Raw genomic sequence first — 15,797 nt, forward strand, 5'->3', positions numbered from 1 at the left:
GCTTATCCTTGCGCGCGGCACCATTGCGCCGGATCACTCGGGTGACCCTGCTGACGAATAGCGAAATACAGCGCTGGTGTGTCCTGCCCGCCACTGTTGCCGACAGTGGAGATGGACTCACCGGCTTTTACGACGTCACCCGCAGACTTGAGCAGCGTCTGGTTGTGACCATAAAGACTCAAAAAACCGTTGCCGTGGTCGAGAATCACCAGCAGCCCGGCGCCCCGCAACCAGTCGGCAAACACCACGCGACCGCCGTGCACGGCATGCACCTGGCTGCCGGCGGAGGCGCTGATCATCACGCCGTCCCACTTGGTGCGGGCGTCGTCGCCACGGGTTTCACCGAAACGTGCCAGCAGTCGACCATCAACTGGCCAGGGAAGTTTTCCCCGGGTTGACGCGAAAGGGCCGCCAAAGGTCTCGCCTGAACTTGAAACCAGAGCGCCGGGTGTCGATTTAACCGGTTTGCGTGGGGCGTCGGTATTCTCTGCATCTGCTGCAGCCTGCGCCTCACGTAAACGCTTTTTTTCGGCTTCCTGCTGGGCGATCAGCGCTTTTTGCCGCGCTTCTTCTGCCTCACGGGCCTGGCGAGCCAAGGTTTCTTCAATGGTTTTAAGGACTTTAGACAGGTCTGCCTGATCTTGCTCGCGGGATGCCAGTTTCTGGTCGCGAGCCTTTACGTCGTCGCTGAGCTTGGCCAGGACTTTCTGGCGCTCCTGACGGACTTTATCGAGTTCGTCACGCTGGCTGTCGAGGCTGCTCTTCTGCACCAGCAATTGCGCCTGCTGCGCGGCAATGTCTTTTTCGACATTGGCCAGTTGGCGCAGGGTTTCGTTGAAATTCTTCAACTGCTCCAGGCGCGCCTGGCTCAGGTAATCGTAATAGGTGAGGGTGCGGGCGAATTTTTCCGGGTTTTGCTGGTTCAGCAGTAGCTTCAAATACTCCTGACGGCCATTTTGATAGGCCGCACGGGCCTGGATGGCGATCAGTCGTTGCTGTTCAATGCGCGCGCTCTGGAGTTTTTTTTTCTCCGCATCGAGTCGCTGCAGCTCGGATTCGCTTTTCTTCAGCTCTTTTTGCAGGGCATCGACCTGCTTCTCGAGCTTGCCCATTTCGGTTTCGGTGCCTTTGAGTTCTTTTTGAACACCGGATTTCTCTTCCTGCAACTTGCCCAGCAGTTTTTTCAGCTCGGCAATGTCCTGACGCGTGGCGTCCAACTGTTGTTGGGTTTGCTCGCGCTCGTCAGCAAAAGCCGGTTGGAGCAGGCAAGTCAGTGCGAGGGCTATCAGGACGCGAAGCATAGAGGCGGGCGGCACCAGGGAAAGGGACGGCCTAGTATGCCCGCCAAGCGTGGCAAAAAAAATGCCCAATTGGGACTGTGTGATAACTGGGCTGGGATACATCTGCAAATAATCTTTAAAACCACCACAAACCACTGTGGGAGCGGGCTTGCCCGCGATAGCTTTCGACCATTCAATATGTATGTTGGCGGTCAGATTGCTATCGCGGGCAAGCCCGCTCCTACAGGTTTTTTGGTGTTTGGAGGTTTGATTACACCAGAATCGAAGTCCCGGTCATTTCCGCCGGTTGTTCCAGGCCCAGCAACTTCAGCATGGTCGGCGCTACATCCGCCAGGACGCCGCCTTCGCGAACCTTCAGGTCTCGCTTGCCGAAATAGATGAAAGGTACCGGCTCGGTGGTGTGGGCGGTGTGTGCCTGGCCAGTGGTTTCATCGGACATTTGCTCGACGTTGCCGTGGTCAGCGGTGATCAGCGCTTCGCCGCCGACTTTTTCCAGCGCATCGACGACGCGGCCGACGCACTGGTCCAGGCATTCCACTGCCTTGACCGCTGCTTCGAACACGCCGCTGTGGCCGACCATGTCGCCGTTGGCGTAGTTGACCACGATCACGTCGTAACGCTGGTTTTCGATGGCATCGACGATGCGGTCGGTGACTTCAGGTGCGCTCATTTCCGGCTGCAAGTCATAGGTAGCGACTTTTGGCGACGGGATCAGGATACGTTCTTCGCCCGGGAACGGTTCTTCGCGACCGCCGGAGAAGAAGAAGGTCACGTGGGCGTACTTCTCGGTTTCAGCGATGCGCAATTGAGTCTTGCCGTTTTTCGCCAGGTAGTCGCCCAGCACGTTTTCCAGGCTGCCCGCGGCAAACGCCGACGGCGCAGGGATGCTGGCGGCGTATTGGGTCAGCATGACGAAGCCGGCCAGTTTCGGCTGACGGCTGCGTTCGAACTCGTTGAAACCGTCTTCGACGAACACGCGAGTCAGTTCACGGGCGCGGTCGGCGCGGAAGTTCATGAACACCACGGCGTCGCCGTCTTCTACTTTTACCGGCTCACCGATGGAGGTGGCTTTGACGAATTCGTCGCTCTCGCCACGCTCGTAAGCGGCTTGCAGGCCTTCCTGGGCGGTGGCGGCGTTGAATTCGCCGTTGCCGTCGACAATCAGGTTGTAGGCCTGGGCCACGCGGTCCCAACGATTATCGCGGTCCATGGCGAAGTAACGGCCAATGATGCTGGCGATCCGGCCTTTGCCCAGCGCCTGGAAGCTGGCGTCGAGCAATTCGATGGACGACTGTGCGCTTTTAGGCGGGGTGTCGCGACCGTCGAGGAAGGCGTGCAGGTAGATTTTCTCGGCGCCGCGCTTGAATGCCAGTTCCGCCATGGCGATGAGGTGGTCCTGGTGGCTGTGAACGCCGCCATCGGACAGCAGGCCCATGAAATGCACGGCTTTGCCGGCAGCGACGGCTTTGTCCACGGCGGCGCAGATGGTCGGGTTCTCGAAGAACTCGCCGTCACGGATCGATTTGGTCACGCGCGTGAAGTCCTGATACACCACGCGGCCGGCGCCGAGGTTCATGTGGCCGACTTCGGAGTTGCCCATCTGGCCGTCCGGCAGGCCGACGTCCATGCCACTGCCGGAGATCAGGCCGTTCGGCACGGTGGCCCACAGACGGTCCAGCACGGGCTTCTTGGCCGCAAAGATGGCGTTGGATTCAGGGCTCTCACTGTGACCGAAGCCATCGAGAATAATCAGGACCAAAGGTTTAGGCGTGGTAGTCATGGATTCACTCTGGCTCAAGTTAAAAGAGGGCGATGGAAAAGGGAGTGGCAGTTTAAAGCGAAGTTCCGGCCACGTCACCGCCGGACGGGGTTTGGCCCACCATAGTGGCTGTGTATACTGGCCGACATTTTAACGCCCTGGAACCTCCTTCGATGGTTGCTCACCTGATTGAATTTGCCACTAACCACTACATTCTTGTCGGTATCTTCGTCGTACTGCTGGCGTCGCTGATTGCCTATCAAATGCAAGGCGGCGGCCGTAGCCTGAGCACCGGTGAACTGACCGGGCTGGTCAACAAGGACGCGGGCGTTGTGATCGACATTCGGTCGACCAAGGACTTTGCCGCTGGTCACATCGTTGGCGCGGTGAACATTCCTCACGACAAACTGACCGCTCGCATCGGCGAACTGGAAAAGCACAAGGCCAAGACCATTATCCTGGTCGACGCCATGGGCCAGACCGCCGGTACGCACGCCCGCGAGCTGATGAAATCCGGCTTCACCGCCGCCAAGCTCTCCGGTGGTATTTCCAGCTGGAAGGGCGACAACCTGCCGCTGGTGAAGTGATATGAGCAACGTCGTCGTCTACTCCAGCGATTACTGCCCTTACTGTTCGCGAGCCAAGTACCTGCTCGAGAACAAAGGTGTGGCCTTCGAAGAGATCAAGGTCGATGGCAAGCCGCAGGTGCGCGCCGCCATGGCCCAGAAAGCCGGACGTACGTCCGTGCCGCAGATCTGGATCGGCAGCACCCACGTGGGCGGTTGTGATGATTTGTTTGCCCTTGAGCGCGCCGGTAAGCTCGACGCAATGCTCAAGGCCTGAATGCCTTCCCTATAAGACCCCAAGATCAGAAAGGATCTGAGATGACTGACCAACAGAACACTGCAGCTAGCGAAGAAGAAACCGCACCGCAATTCTCCTTGCAGCGCATCTACGTACGCGACTTGTCCTTCGAAGCCCCGAAAAGCCCGGCAATTTTCCGCCAGCAGTGGGAGCCGAGCGTCGGTCTGGATCTGAACACCCGTCAAAAGCCCCTGGAAAGCGACTTCTACGAAGTTGTGCTGACCTTGTCGGTTACCGTGAAGAACGGTGAAAACGGCGAAGTCGCATTCATCGCTGAAGTGCAACAGGCCGGGATCTTCCTGATCAAGAACCTGGACGACGCTTCGATGAGCCACACCCTCGGCGCGTTCTGCCCGAACATCCTGTTCCCGTACGCTCGTGAAACCCTGGACAGCCTGGTCACCCGTGGCTCGTTCCCGGCCCTGATGCTGGCGCCAGTGAACTTCGACGCGCTGTATGCGCAAGAGCTGCAGCGCATGCAGGCTGCGGGCGAGACGCCGACCGTTCAATAAACGGCGCTGCTGAAAATCGCGGGCAAGCCCGCTCCCACAGGGTTGTGCGAAACCTGTGGGAGCGGGCTTGCCCGCGATTGTTTCTGTCCGGCGAAAATGATCTTGGGGTTACTTGAAGCCGTTCTGGCGCCACGCTTCGTACACGGCGACCGCCACGGTGTTCGACAGGTTCAGGCTGCGACAGCCTTCACGCATCGGTAAGCGCAGGCGCTGTTCCGCAGGCAAGGCGTCGAGCACGTCGGCCGGCAAGCCGCGGCTTTCCGGGCCGAACAGAAAGGCGTCGCCCTCGGCGAAGCTGGCATCGTGGAAGGGCCGCGAGCCCTTGGTGGTGAAGGCGAACAGCCGAGGATGACCGAGGCTCTCCAGGCAACTGGCGAGGTCTGCGTGACGTTGCAGGGTGGCATACTCGTGGTAATCGAGACCGGCCCGGCGCAGGCGCTTGTCGTCCATCTCGAAGCCTAGCGGTTCGATCAAATGCAGGTGGCAGCCACTGTTGGCGCACAGCCTGATAACGTTGCCGGTATTCGGCGGAATTTCTGGTTGAAAAAGGATGACGTGAAACATGCACGGCTCCGAAGGTAAAGATGACGGGCATTCTACGCCGCCAAAGGACCCGCGTTCGAAACTATTCCCGCGAGTGCTTGGTTCGCTGGCGATTGTCGGAATGATGGTGGGGCTGATGATCGGTCGCCTGACCGCGCCCGACCCGACTGTTTTGCAGCAGGTCGAGGTCACAAGCGACGGGCTGGTGGCGTGGTTCAACAACGAACCCAAGAGCCACGGCGAGTTCGTGGACGGTAGTCTCGCGCTGCTGTTCGAGGCTGAGGGCAAGGCGCAGAAAGGTCAGCTCAGGCTCGGCGACAAAAGCGTCAACTGGCGGGTGCGTTTGAGTGATGGGGGGTTGTTGCTGTCGGTAGTGGCCGCCCGGCCGCTGCAAGGCGAATGGGCCGGTAGCGAAGTCGATGACCGCTGGCGGCTGGAGATCCATCTCCGGGAGCAATAAAAGAGGGAATCCCCGGCCTGCCTGTACCAAGGTTCCCAAAACGGCAGGGCTCGCGCATTGCGTCGTGAGCCCGGTGTAAAGAAGGAACCCCTGACCTGCCTGTATCAAGGGCCCCAAAACTGTTTGGGCTCGTCGCTTGTGCGGTGTGAGCCCGATGTTAAAGAGGGGAATCCCCGGCCTGCCTGTACCAAGGTCCCCGAAACCGGGTAGTGAACCGAATCACTGAATGGACTATTGCAGGGGGCGTGCCAGGTTTTAACAATTTGGTACAGAAAGCCGTCCTTGAACGCGCAAAGCCCCGTATTTCGGGGCTTTCGTGTTTTTTCGAGTGGGGTTCAATTGCGAAAAAATGCGAGGTTGTGAATCAGTCTTTGTGCGCGATTGCGGTTCACGGTGCATTGCCACGGTGCACCAGGCCCCTAAAAGCATCGCGGGCAAGCCTTGCTCCTACCGGTCATGCGCAATGTCAAAATTGGCGTATGACCGGTAGGAGCAAGGCTTGCCCGCGATTGGATGTAACAGTCAGTGAAGAACTAAAGCTGCTTAGCCCTCATCCCCCTCGTCATCATCTCCGCCATCAACCTTCATTCCCAATTCCTTGATCTTGCGCGTCAGGGTATTGCGACCCCAGCCCAGCAAAACGGCAGCATCGCGGCGGCGGCCGGCGGTGTGTTTGAGCGCGGTTTCGATCATGATCCGTTCGAAGGCCGGCACGGCGCTGTCGAGCAGGCTTGACTGACCACGCGCCAGCGCCTGATCGGCCCACTGGCGCAGCGCTTGCTCCCAGTTGGTCACCGGCGCCGAATCTTGCGGCAGGCTCAGCAGCTCGGGCGGCAGGTCGCTGATGTGGACTTCGCGACCGGAGGCCATCACCGTAATCCAGCGGCAGGTGTTCTCCAGCTGGCGCACGTTGCCGCCCCACGGCAGATTTTTCAGGTATTCCTCGGTTTCGCTTTTCAGCAGCTTCGGCTCGACTGCCAGTTCTTGCGCGGCGCGGCTGAGGAAGTGCTTGGCCAGCGTCGGGATGTCTTCACGACGGTCCGACAGGCGCGGAATGTGGATGCGGATCACGTTGAGGCGATGGAACAAGTCCTCACGGAATTTCCCGGCATGCACCAGGGTTTCCAGATTCTGGTGAGTCGCGGCGATGATTCGCACATCGACCTTCACCGGCACATGACCGCCCACGCGATAGAACTCGCCGTCGGCCAATACACGCAGCAAGCGCGTCTGAGTGTCGGCCGGCATGTCGCCGATTTCATCAAGGAACAGCGTGCCGCCGTCAGCCTGCTCGAAACGGCCGCGACGCAAGTTGGCCGCGCCGGTGAACGCGCCTTTCTCGTGGCCGAACAGCTCTGATTCCATCAAGTCTTTTGGAATGGCCGCCATGTTCAGCGCGATGAACGGCGAGGCGGCCCGTGGGCTGTGGCGGTGCAGCGCGTGGGCTACCAGTTCTTTACCGGTACCGGATTCGCCATTGATCAACACGGTGATGTTGGAGTGGCTCAAGCGCCCGATGGCGCGAAACACTTCCTGCATGGCCGGCGCTTCACCGATGATTTCCGGGGTACGCGTCAGGGTTGGCGCGACTTCCAGGCCTTGCTGTTCCTGGGCGTGCTGATTGGCGCGCTTGACCAGGGAGACGGCTTCATCGACATCGAATGGCTTGGGCAGGTACTCAAAAGCGCCACCCTGATAGGACGCGACAGCGCTGTCCAGATCAGAGTGAGCCGTCATGATGATCACCGGCAGCCGTGGATGTTGCTCGCGGATCCGTGCCAGCAGGTCCAGGCCACTGGCACCCGGCATGCGGATGTCAGAGATGATCACATCCGGCTGCTGGCGCGCCAGGCGACTCATCACGCCATCGGCACTGTCAAAGCTTTGCGTAGTCATGCCTTCTTGTTGCAAGGCTTTTTCCAGGACCCAACGGATAGAACGGTCGTCATCGACGATCCACACGGTTTCACTACGGCTCATGTCGATGTGGCTCCTTGTTCCAGTGGCAGAAAGATCGAGAAAGTGGTGTGGCCTGGGTGGCTGTCACATTCGATCAAGCCCTGGTGCTGGCTGATGATGTTCTGGGTAATGGCCAGCCCCAGCCCGGTACCGTCCGGACGACCGCTGACCATGGGAAAGAAAATGGTTTCCTGAAGTTCCACAGGAATGCCCGGACCGTTGTCGATGATCTCGATCTTGGTCACCAGGCGATGGCGCACATGGCCGATGGTGAACTGGCGCATGGCGCGGGTGCGCAGGCTGATGCGACCCAGGCGCAGTTCGTTCTGGCTGCTGATGGCTTGCATCGCGTTGCGCACGATGTTCAGGACGGCCTGAATCATTTGTTCGCGGTCGATCAACACGTCGGGAATGCTCGGGTCGTAGTCGCGCACCAAGGTGATGCAACCCTGGCTTTCCGCTTCCACCAGATGACACACGCGCTCCAGCACTTCGTGGACGTTGCACATGGCCAGCGAGGGCAGCTTGTTCGAGCCGAGCATGCGGTCGACGAGGTTTCGCAGGCGATCGGCTTCTTCAATGATGACGTTGGTGTAGTCGCGCAGGCTTTCTTCCGGCAGTTCGCGGGCGAGCAATTGCGCCGCGCCGCGAATCCCGCCCAGCGGGTTCTTGATCTCGTGAGCGAGGCCGCGCACCAGCATCTTGCTGGTTTCCTGCTTCGACAACTGCGCCTCTTCCTTGGTGATGCGCAACAAGCGATCACGCGGGTGGACTTCCAGCAACAGCAGGGTGGCGCCGTTGGCCAGGATCGGCGTTACGGCGTAGTCGACGGTCAATGTCTGGCCGGTGAGGGCGGTGAGCATCGCTTCGCGCTTGGTAAAGGGGTGCGCCTGCTCGACGGCCTGGCGCAGGGAATTCAACGCTTCGGTGGATTCGGTGAACAACTCGCTGATGAACTGCCCATGGCTACGCTGGCCGCTGATGGCCAGCAGCATCTCCGCCGCCGGGTTCATGTACTCAAGGCGCAGTTCGGCGTCGAGCAGGATGGTGGCAGTGGTGAGGTTGTCGAGTAGCAAACGGTGTAGTGCGTCGCTAATGGTCATCGGGACCTCTTCTGGGGCGGAGCGTGCGCACGAAACAAGCGCTGATGCGGGGAAAATGCAAAAACCAAACCAAGGCTCCGAAAAGAAGCGTTTAACCCCTGAAACGGACGTTTGAAGCTCGTTTGCGTGGCGTTCTGCCAGCTTTCGCGGGTACTTTCGAACCAAAATGGGTTGCGATGTGGGAACGGTGCAACCTATTGCACCAATATAGTGCGCAAACCTGAACGACGTTAGAACAAACGCAAGAACGGATTTTTTTCTTCTGCCGGTTTGTCTTTGAGCGGGCATTCCGGTCGTTGGCCGTAGTCGGTGAGGGTGCAGGGTTTGACCTGGCGTTTTTGCGCGAGGGAGGTTCGCTGCATGTGAAATGGCTGGTTAGCCGTGCGTTCGACAGTACGGCCTTGCTCATCGAGGATTTCCACGGACAGGTTGTGCGTGCCGCGATCGATATTGCTCAGTGGGAATACCGGGCTGAAGCCGGGTTCGGCAGTGGGTTGGCCATCAAGCAGCAGCCGGTAGCGATGACCCGGTTGTAGGCCGGGTTCGTTGGTGACGCTGACAATGATTTCGCCGGCACTGCTACGGATCGTCGCGTCCGGTTCGGGCACCAGTATGCGCAGCATGTCGTAGTGAAACAGCGGCTGTTCTTCGGGCGGGTTCGCCGCCAACAACGGCTGTGCAGCGGTAGGGTGGGCGGCCATGCGGTTGCTGGTTGCCAATGGCACACGTTTGGCGTTGCCGTGCGTCGGTTGGTCGGTGAAGGTGCGGTTGCCTTGGGCGTCGATGTAAGTGAACACCTCGGCCGACACAGGAAGGGCGATCAGCCAGGCCACCAGCAGCCACCGACTCATGACTTATGCACCCTTTGTACGGTGAGCGTCACGGTCGGACTTTGCTGAAGCACGGTCTCTCCATTGAGTACCTGCACCGCCAGGCGGTGTTCGCCACGGTCGATGTTCACCAGTTGCAGGATCGGCACGTTGCTGGGTTGACCGTAGGGTTGGCCGTCCAGCAGCAGCCTCAACACATGCGGCGTTTGCAAGCGAGGCTTGATCAGCACCGTGACGGTGAACGTGCCGTTATTGGCGCGCAAGGCTTCGTCGGTGGGCAGGCCGGTCAACTGCAGCACCTCGTAGGCGCTGCGAGGCTGTTCGCTGCTGGTGGCATCAGGCATTGCGGGAGGCGCTTGGCGTTCCACGCTATTGAGCGGTGGCAACTCAACCGGCTGGGCCTTGACGCCATCGGGTGGCTGATTGCTGTAGGCAGTGTTGCCGTCGGCGTCGGTGTACTTGTAGATCTGGGCCATCACGGGAGAAACGAAAGACAGCAGCAGAAGCATAAAAAATGGCCGCATTCAGACTCCCTGTTAAAGCAAGGACTTACTCCGACAATGGAATACCTTCGCTGCCAGCATAGAACACAATAAGTTCTACCGGTTCATCACCGGTGACCCCTCGATGGGTGATATTGACCATTTCTGCGACGGCTTCGCCTTGTTTGACGCGTCTGGTCTGGCCGCTGTCCTTGCTCTCGATAATCAGCTCGCCGGAGAGGATATAGCCCGCATTGGGAATGGCGTGGATGTGCCAGGGCAGTCGGGTGTTGGCCGGTATCTTGAGTTTGAGCACGGTCAGTTCGGGTGCGGCATCCGGGTAACGCATGTAAGGCGAGTTGTCCCACGACTGGCTGCTTTTGAGCAGGATTTCTCGTTCAATTTCTGTCGATGGAGGTTTTGTGGTGCAGCCTAGAAGGGGGAGGGCGGTGAAGGCGGCCAGTAGCATCTTGAGTGGGAAAGTTTTCATCATTCCATCCATTGATTGCAGGTAGTGAACAGGCTACGAGTCATTCAACTGGGTTGATGCCGGACGATGCTGTGTGTGTGGGAGGAGAAATCGATATTCGTTGTCGGAAGCCGCCCACAAAAAAGGCCTCCCGAAGGAGGCCTCTTTTTGTCACGCTGCGTGCCTCAGCGCTACCGGATCAGCAGCTGTAGTACAGCTCGTATTCCAGTGGGTGTACGAAGGTACGTACCTTGATTTCTTCTTCGCTTTTCAGGGCGATGTAAGCGTCGATGAAGTCGTCGCTGAAAACGCCGCCTTTGGTCAGGAACGCACGACCTTTGTCCAGTTCTTCCAGGGCTTCTTTCAGGCTGCCGCAAACTTGTGGGATCTCTTTCGCCTCTTCAGGCGGCAGGTCGTACAGGTTTTTGTCAGCCGCGTCGCCAGGGTGGATCTTGTTCTGGATGCCGTCCAGGCCAGCCATCAGCAGTGCGGCGAAGCACAGGTACGGGTTGGCAGCCGGATCCGGGAAACGTGCTTCGATACGGCGGGCTTTCGGGCTCGACACGTAAGGAATACGGATCGAAGCGGAACGGTTGCGAGCCGAGTAGGCCAGCATCACTGGAGCTTCGAAGCCTGGAACCAGACGCTTGTAGGAGTTGGTAGCCGGGTTGGTGAAGCCGTTCAGGGCCTTACCGTGCTTGATGATACCGCCGATGAAGTACAGGGCGGTGTCGGACAGGCCGGCATAACCTTCGCCAGCGAAGGTGTTCTTGCCATCTTTCCAGATGGACATGTGTACGTGCATACCCGAGCCGTTGTCGCCGTACAGAGGCTTAGGCATGAAGGTCGCGGTGCGGCCGTAGGCATCGGCAACGTTGTGCACGACGTACTTCAGGGTTTGGGTTTCGTCGGCTTTCTTCACCAGGGTGTTGAACTTGACGCCGATTTCGTTCTGGCCGGCAGTCGCCACTTCATGGTGGTGAACTTCGACGGTCAGGCCCATTTCTTCCAGTGCGTTGCACATGGAGGTACGGATTTCGTGGTCGTGGTCGAACGGCGGAACCGGGAAATAGCCGCCTTTGACGCCTGGACGGTGGCCTTTGTTGCCGCCTTCGATGTCCTGGTCGGACATCCACGAACCTTGTTCAGAGTAGATCTTGAACATGGAGCCGGAAATGTCGGACTTGAATTTGACTTGGTCGAAGATGAAGAACTCTGGCTCTGGACCAGCGAACACGGTGTCACCGATACCGGTGGCTTTCAGGTGTTCTTCGGCGCGGCGGGCGATCGCACGTGGGTCGCGGTCGTAGCCTTGCATGCTCGAAGGTTCGATGATGTCGCAGACCAGGATCAGGGTCGGCTCTTCGGTGAACGGGTCGAGAACAGCGGTGGAGTCGTCCGGCATCAGGATCATGTCGGAGGCTTCGATGCCTTTCCAGCCAGCGATGGAGGAGCCATCGAACATTTTGCCGACTTCGAAGAAGTCGTCATCCAGCGCGTCGCGAGCCGGCATGGTCACGTGGTGCTGAGTGCCTTTGGTGTCTGTGAAGCGCAGATCAATCCACTTGACGTCATGATCTTTGATGAGTTGAACCGACTTCGACATAGTGTCCTCCGGGTGGCTTCGGGCTTAGTAGTGGATGCCCTTAGAATGTTGGTGATGCCGGCGCGAATACTCTGCCAAGGCAACCTGCCTCACAAGGGAGCAAATTGCATGCCAGTGCCCCACCATGGGTTTTTTGCCCCAAATACACGCTTATAAAGGCGCAAAGGCCCTTTAGGTGGGAAATCCCGCCCTACAATGTAGCGCTGAAATTCACAAATGACCCGTTTTGGTGCGCGCAAAACCTTCTGCACATTAATTGGTTAAACCTTGAGCAATTTCCGCTATAATCCGCGCCCCCCTTTTTCGGCAGGCCATGCGCGCGCTGTTTCCATGAAATTAATCGTAAAAGTCTTCCCTGAGATCACCATCAAGAGCCGCCCGGTACGGATGCGTTTCATCCGCCAATTGGCCAAGAACATCCGTGCCGTGCTCCGCGATCTGGACCCGGCCGTGGTGGTGAACGGCGTGTGGGACAACCTCGAGCTGGAAACCCGCGTCAGCGACCCCAAGGCCCTGAAGGAGATGGGCGAGCGCCTGAGCTGCATGCCGGGCGTCGCGCACTTCCTGCAGATCGATGAGTACCCGCTGGGGGATTTCGACGACATCGTTGAAAAATGCAAGCAGCACTACGGTGATGCGCTGGCCGGCAAGATTTTTTCGGTGCGTTGCAAACGCGCCGGCAAGCACCCATTTAGCTCGATAGATATTGAGAAGTACGTCGGCAGCCAGTTGCGCCGTCAGTGCGGTGCCGCCGGGATTGACCTGAAAAAGCCTGAAATCGAAGTCCGAATCGAAGTTCGCGACCAACGGTTGTTCGTAATCCACAGTCAGCACAACGGCATCGGCGGTTATCCGCTGGGTGCACTGGAACAGACACTTGTGTTGATGTCCGGCGGCTTCGACTCCACCGTGGCGGCCTACCAGATCATGCGTCGCGGCCTGATGGCTCACTTCTGCTTCTTCAATCTGGGCGGAAGGGCCCACGAGCTGGGCGTGATGGAAGTCGCGCACTTCATCTGGAAGAAGTACGGCAGCTCCCAGCGCGTGTTATTTGTCAGTGTGCCGTTCGAGGAAGTACTGGGAGAAATTCTCGGGAAAGTCGATAACAGTCATATGGGTGTAGTTTTGAAGCGTATGATGTTGCGCGCTGCTTCCCGTATTGCTGATCGACTGCAAATCGAAGCGCTGGTGACCGGCGAGGCGATCTCCCAGGTGTCGAGCCAGACTTTGCCGAACCTGAACGTGATCGACTGCGTGACCGAGAAGCTGGTGCTGCGCCCGCTGATCGCCAGTCACAAGCAGGACATCATCGACCTGGCCAACGAAATCGGGACGGCCGACTTCGCCAAGCACATGCCGGAATACTGCGGGGTCATCTCGGTTAATCCGAAGACGGCTGCCAAGCGCCACCGGGTGGAGCACGAAGAGAAAGAATTCGACATGGCGGTGCTCGAGCGTGCGCTCGAAAACGCCAAACTGGTGCCGATCGATCGCGTAATCGACGAATTGGGCCAGGACTTGCAGATTGAAGAAGTCAGCGAAGCGCTGGCGGGGCAAGTCGTCATCGACATCCGTCACCCGGATGCCGCTGAGGATGACCCGCTGGACCTCGCTGGCATCGAGGTACAAACGATGCCGTTTTATGCATTGAACGCTCGTTTCAAGGAACTGGACCCTACTCGCCAGTACCTGCTGTATTGCGACAAAGGCGTGATGAGTCGCCTGCATGCCCACCATTTGCTCAGTGAGGGGCATGCCAATGTGCGCGTTTATCGACCGAGCTAAGAGCCCGGGGCTGTATGCCTGTGGCCTGCGTCACCGGCCCCCCGACTCTGCCGTCAAGCTGTAACGGCAAGGCCTGACTCTACTGTAAATCGCTGCCAAGACTTGTCAGCACACCGAATCCTCTGATCGAGATACACAAGTGATCGAAAATCTACGCAACATCGCCATCATTGCTCACGTTGACCATGGTAAAACCACCCTGGTAGACAAACTCTTGCGTCAATCCGGCACCCTGGAGCGCAACGAGCTCAACGACGAGCGCGTGATGGACTCCAACGACCAGGAGAAAGAGCGCGGTATTACCATTCTGGCGAAAAACACCGCCATCAACTGGAACGGCTACCACATCAACATCGTGGACACCCCGGGCCACGCCGACTTCGGCGGTGAAGTTGAACGCGTAATGTCGATGGTTGACTCCGTTCTGCTGCTGGTTGACGCTCAAGACGGCCCTATGCCGCAAACCCGTTTCGTGACCAAGAAGGCTTTCGAAGCCGGCCTGCGTCCAATCGTGGTCATCAACAAGGTTGACCGTCCAGGCGCGCGTCCGGACTGGGTTCTGGACCAGATCTTCGACCTGTTCGACAACCTGGGTGCTACCGAAGAACAGCTGGACTTCAAAGTCGTCTACGCCTCGGCCCTGAACGGTATTGCTGGTCTTGACCACACCGCCATGGCTGAAGACATGACCCCGCTGTACCAGTCGATCGTCGACGACGTACCAGCACCGAAAGTCGACCGTGACGGTCCGTTCCAGATGCAGATCTCCGCTCTGGACTACAACAGCTTCCTGGGTGTTATCGGCGTTGGCCGTATCGCTCGTGGTCGCGTCAAGCCGAACACCCCGGTTGTGGCAATCGATGCCGACGGCAAGCGCCGTAACGGTCGTATCCTGAAGCTGATGGGTCACCACGGTCTGCACCGCATCGACGTTGAAGAAGCAGCTGCCGGCGACATCGTCTGCGTTAGCGGCTTCGACCAACTGTTCATCTCCGACACTCTGTGCGACCCACTGAACGTTGAAGCGATGAAGCCGTTGACCGTTGACGAGCCAACCGTTTCGATGACCTTCCAGGTTAACGACTCGCCGTTCTGCGGCCGTGAAGGCAAGTTCGTGACCAGCCGTAACATCAAGGAACGTCTGGACAAAGAGCTGCTGTACAACGTTGCTCTGCGCGTTGAAGAAGGCGACTCGGCTGACAAGTTCAAAGTGTCCGGCCGTGGTGAGCTGCACCTCTCGGTACTGATCGAAACCATGCGTCGCGAAGGCTTCGAAATGGGTGTTGGTCGTCCGGAAGTGATCATCCGTATGGTTGACGGCGTCAAGCACGAACCGTACGAAAACGTGACCATCGACCTGCCGGAAGAATCCCAGGGCGCGATCATGGAGCAAATGGGCCTGCGTAAAGGCGACCTGACCAACATGGTTCCGGATGGCAAGGGCCGTGTGCGCCTTGAGTACAACATCCCGGCTCGTGGCTTGATCGGTTTCCGTAACGAGTTCCTGACCCTGACCTCCGGTGGCGGCATCCTGACCTCGATCTTCGACCGTTACGACGTGATGAAGTCCGGCGACATGTCCGGCCGTCAGAACGGCGTGCTGGTATCGGTTGCTACCGGTAAGGCTCTGACTTACTCGCTGGAAACCCTGCAGGCGCGTGGCAAGTTGTTCGTAGAACACGGCCAGGACATCTATGAAGGTCAAATCGTTGGCTTGAACAGCCGCGACAACGACCTGGGTGTTAACCCGACTAAAGGCAAGAAGCTCGACAACATGCGTGCTTCGGGTAAAGACGAAACCATCGCACTGGTTCCGCCTGTCAAGTTCACTCTGGAGCAAGCTCTGGAGTTCGTACAAGAAGACGAACTGTGTGAAGTCACTCCTAAGTCCATCCGTCTTCGCAAGAAGATCCTGGGCGAAAGCGAGCGTACCCGCGCTGCGAAGAAGTCCGGTAACTAAGTCATTTAGTTAGCTGGCAAAAAAACGCCCCCGACCGCAAGGTCGGGGGCGTTTTTGTTTGTCTGGCTGTAGCAGCTGCCTCGCAAGCTCGACAGCTGCTACGGGGGGATTGATGCGTTTTGATCGTTCCCACGCTCTGCGTGGGAATGCCTCTATGGACGCTC

15 protein-coding genes are annotated in these 15,797 nt (G+C 58.5%); 6 read left to right on the forward strand and 9 right to left on the reverse strand.

Annotated elements, in window-relative coordinates:
* Positions 1-2: 2 nt before the first annotated feature.
* Positions 3-1,301 carry a murein hydrolase activator EnvC gene (locus BMS17_RS27660; protein WP_077432289.1) on the reverse strand — a complete coding sequence of 433 codons (1,299 nt, stop codon included), beginning with the start codon at positions 1,299-1,301 and terminating at the stop codon, positions 3-5.
* Positions 1,302-1,551: 250 nt separating this feature from the next.
* Complete coding sequence (gene gpmI / locus BMS17_RS27665; RefSeq protein WP_077432290.1) at positions 1,552-3,081, reverse strand: 2,3-bisphosphoglycerate-independent phosphoglycerate mutase; 1,530 nt, start codon at positions 3,079-3,081, stop codon at positions 1,552-1,554.
* Positions 3,082-3,233: 152 nt separating this feature from the next.
* Between gpmI and BMS17_RS27670 the strand changes: the two genes are divergently transcribed.
* Genes BMS17_RS27670 through secB form a run of 3 tightly spaced genes read left to right on the forward strand, consistent with a single transcriptional unit; the run spans position 3,234 to position 4,436 of the window.
* Positions 3,234-3,647, forward strand: a complete 414-nt coding sequence (locus BMS17_RS27670; protein ID WP_077432291.1) for a rhodanese-like domain-containing protein — start codon at positions 3,234-3,236, stop codon at positions 3,645-3,647.
* Between the two features lies 1 nt (position 3,648).
* Positions 3,649-3,903 carry a glutaredoxin 3 gene (gene grxC / locus BMS17_RS27675; protein ID WP_008149430.1) on the forward strand — a complete coding sequence of 85 codons (255 nt, stop codon included), beginning with the start codon at positions 3,649-3,651 and terminating at the stop codon, positions 3,901-3,903.
* 41 nt (positions 3,904-3,944) lie between these two features.
* Complete coding sequence (secB, locus tag BMS17_RS27680; RefSeq protein WP_077432292.1) at positions 3,945-4,436, forward strand: protein-export chaperone SecB; 492 nt, start codon at positions 3,945-3,947, stop codon at positions 4,434-4,436.
* Between the two features lie 108 nt (positions 4,437-4,544).
* Here the strand turns inward: secB and trmL are convergent, their stop codons facing one another.
* The gene (gene trmL, locus BMS17_RS27685; protein WP_046031233.1) at positions 4,545-5,000 is read right to left on the reverse strand and encodes a tRNA (uridine(34)/cytosine(34)/5-carboxymethylaminomethyluridine(34)-2'-O)-methyltransferase TrmL; all 456 of its coding nucleotides are present in this window, start codon (positions 4,998-5,000) and stop codon (positions 4,545-4,547) included.
* Between trmL and BMS17_RS27690 the strand changes: the two genes are divergently transcribed.
* Positions 4,999-5,439: a hypothetical protein gene (locus tag BMS17_RS27690; RefSeq protein WP_046031232.1), complete on the forward strand. Its 441-nt coding sequence runs from the start codon at positions 4,999-5,001 to the stop codon at positions 5,437-5,439. The genes trmL and BMS17_RS27690 overlap by 2 nt on opposite strands.
* A gap of 543 nt (positions 5,440-5,982) precedes the next feature.
* On the opposite strand, the gene ntrC is transcribed toward BMS17_RS27690, so the two are convergent.
* The 6 genes from ntrC to glnA form a co-directional block, all read right to left on the reverse strand.
* Positions 5,983-7,419, reverse strand: coding sequence for a nitrogen regulation protein NR(I) (ntrC, locus tag BMS17_RS27695; RefSeq protein ID WP_046031231.1), 1,437 nt, complete (start codon positions 7,417-7,419; stop codon positions 5,983-5,985).
* Positions 7,416-8,501, reverse strand: a complete 1,086-nt coding sequence (gene glnL, locus BMS17_RS27700; RefSeq protein WP_046031230.1) for a nitrogen regulation protein NR(II) — start codon at positions 8,499-8,501, stop codon at positions 7,416-7,418. The genes ntrC and glnL overlap by 4 nt, the downstream gene beginning before the upstream one ends.
* Positions 8,502-8,731: 230 nt before the next feature.
* Positions 8,732-9,352: a DUF4124 domain-containing protein gene (locus BMS17_RS27705; RefSeq protein ID WP_046031229.1), complete on the reverse strand. Its 621-nt coding sequence runs from the start codon at positions 9,350-9,352 to the stop codon at positions 8,732-8,734.
* On the reverse strand, positions 9,349-9,855 hold the full coding sequence (locus BMS17_RS27710) for a DUF4124 domain-containing protein (RefSeq protein ID WP_046031228.1): 507 nt from the start codon (positions 9,853-9,855) through the stop codon (positions 9,349-9,351). Before BMS17_RS27710 ends, BMS17_RS27705 begins: the two co-directional genes overlap by 4 nt.
* 25 nt (positions 9,856-9,880) lie before the next feature.
* Positions 9,881-10,303, reverse strand: coding sequence for a cupin domain-containing protein (locus tag BMS17_RS27715; RefSeq protein ID WP_046031227.1), 423 nt, complete (start codon positions 10,301-10,303; stop codon positions 9,881-9,883).
* Between the two features lie 178 nt (positions 10,304-10,481).
* Positions 10,482-11,888: a glutamate--ammonia ligase gene (gene glnA, locus BMS17_RS27720; RefSeq protein ID WP_046031226.1), complete on the reverse strand. Its 1,407-nt coding sequence runs from the start codon at positions 11,886-11,888 to the stop codon at positions 10,482-10,484.
* Positions 11,889-12,218: 330 nt separating this feature from the next.
* Between glnA and thiI the strand changes: the two genes are divergently transcribed.
* Positions 12,219-13,673 (forward strand): tRNA uracil 4-sulfurtransferase ThiI, encoded by a 1,455-nt coding sequence (gene thiI, locus BMS17_RS27730; RefSeq protein WP_077432294.1) that lies wholly within the window; start codon positions 12,219-12,221, stop codon positions 13,671-13,673.
* A gap of 139 nt (positions 13,674-13,812) precedes the next feature.
* Complete coding sequence (typA, locus tag BMS17_RS27735) at positions 13,813-15,633, forward strand: translational GTPase TypA (RefSeq protein ID WP_007949013.1); 1,821 nt, start codon at positions 13,813-13,815, stop codon at positions 15,631-15,633.
* Positions 15,634-15,797 lie beyond the last annotated feature (164 nt).

Origin of the sequence: Pseudomonas sp. C9 (assembly GCF_002000165.1) — a bacterium.
GTDB lineage: Bacteria > Pseudomonadota > Gammaproteobacteria > Pseudomonadales > Pseudomonadaceae > Aquipseudomonas.

Bases quoted from the DNA above. Each gene is read 5' to 3' on its own strand.
- BMS17_RS27715 (WP_046031227.1), bottom strand. From the start codon at position 10,303: ATGAAAACTTTCCCACTCAAGATGCTACTGGCCGCCTTCACCGCCCTC.
- BMS17_RS27660 (WP_077432289.1), bottom strand. From the start codon at position 1,301: ATGCTTCGCGTCCTGATAGCCCTCGCACTGACTTGCCTGCTCCAACCG.
- secB (WP_077432292.1), top strand. From the start codon at position 3,945: ATGACTGACCAACAGAACACTGCAGCTAGCGAAGAAGAAACCGCACCG.
- gpmI (WP_077432290.1), bottom strand. From the start codon at position 3,081: ATGACTACCACGCCTAAACCTTTGGTCCTGATTATTCTCGATGGCTTC.
- ntrC (WP_046031231.1), bottom strand. From the start codon at position 7,419: ATGAGCCGTAGTGAAACCGTGTGGATCGTCGATGACGACCGTTCTATC.
- BMS17_RS27690 (WP_046031232.1), top strand. From the start codon at position 4,999: ATGCACGGCTCCGAAGGTAAAGATGACGGGCATTCTACGCCGCCAAAG.
- trmL (WP_046031233.1), bottom strand. From the start codon at position 5,000: ATGTTTCACGTCATCCTTTTTCAACCAGAAATTCCGCCGAATACCGGC.
- glnA (WP_046031226.1), bottom strand. From the start codon at position 11,888: ATGTCGAAGTCGGTTCAACTCATCAAAGATCATGACGTCAAGTGGATT.
- BMS17_RS27710 (WP_046031228.1), bottom strand. From the start codon at position 9,855: ATGCGGCCATTTTTTATGCTTCTGCTGCTGTCTTTCGTTTCTCCCGTG.
- BMS17_RS27705 (WP_046031229.1), bottom strand. From the start codon at position 9,352: ATGAGTCGGTGGCTGCTGGTGGCCTGGCTGATCGCCCTTCCTGTGTCG.
- BMS17_RS27670 (WP_077432291.1), top strand. From the start codon at position 3,234: ATGGTTGCTCACCTGATTGAATTTGCCACTAACCACTACATTCTTGTC.
- thiI (WP_077432294.1), top strand. From the start codon at position 12,219: ATGAAATTAATCGTAAAAGTCTTCCCTGAGATCACCATCAAGAGCCGC.
- grxC (WP_008149430.1), top strand. From the start codon at position 3,649: ATGAGCAACGTCGTCGTCTACTCCAGCGATTACTGCCCTTACTGTTCG.
- glnL (WP_046031230.1), bottom strand. From the start codon at position 8,501: ATGACCATTAGCGACGCACTACACCGTTTGCTACTCGACAACCTCACC.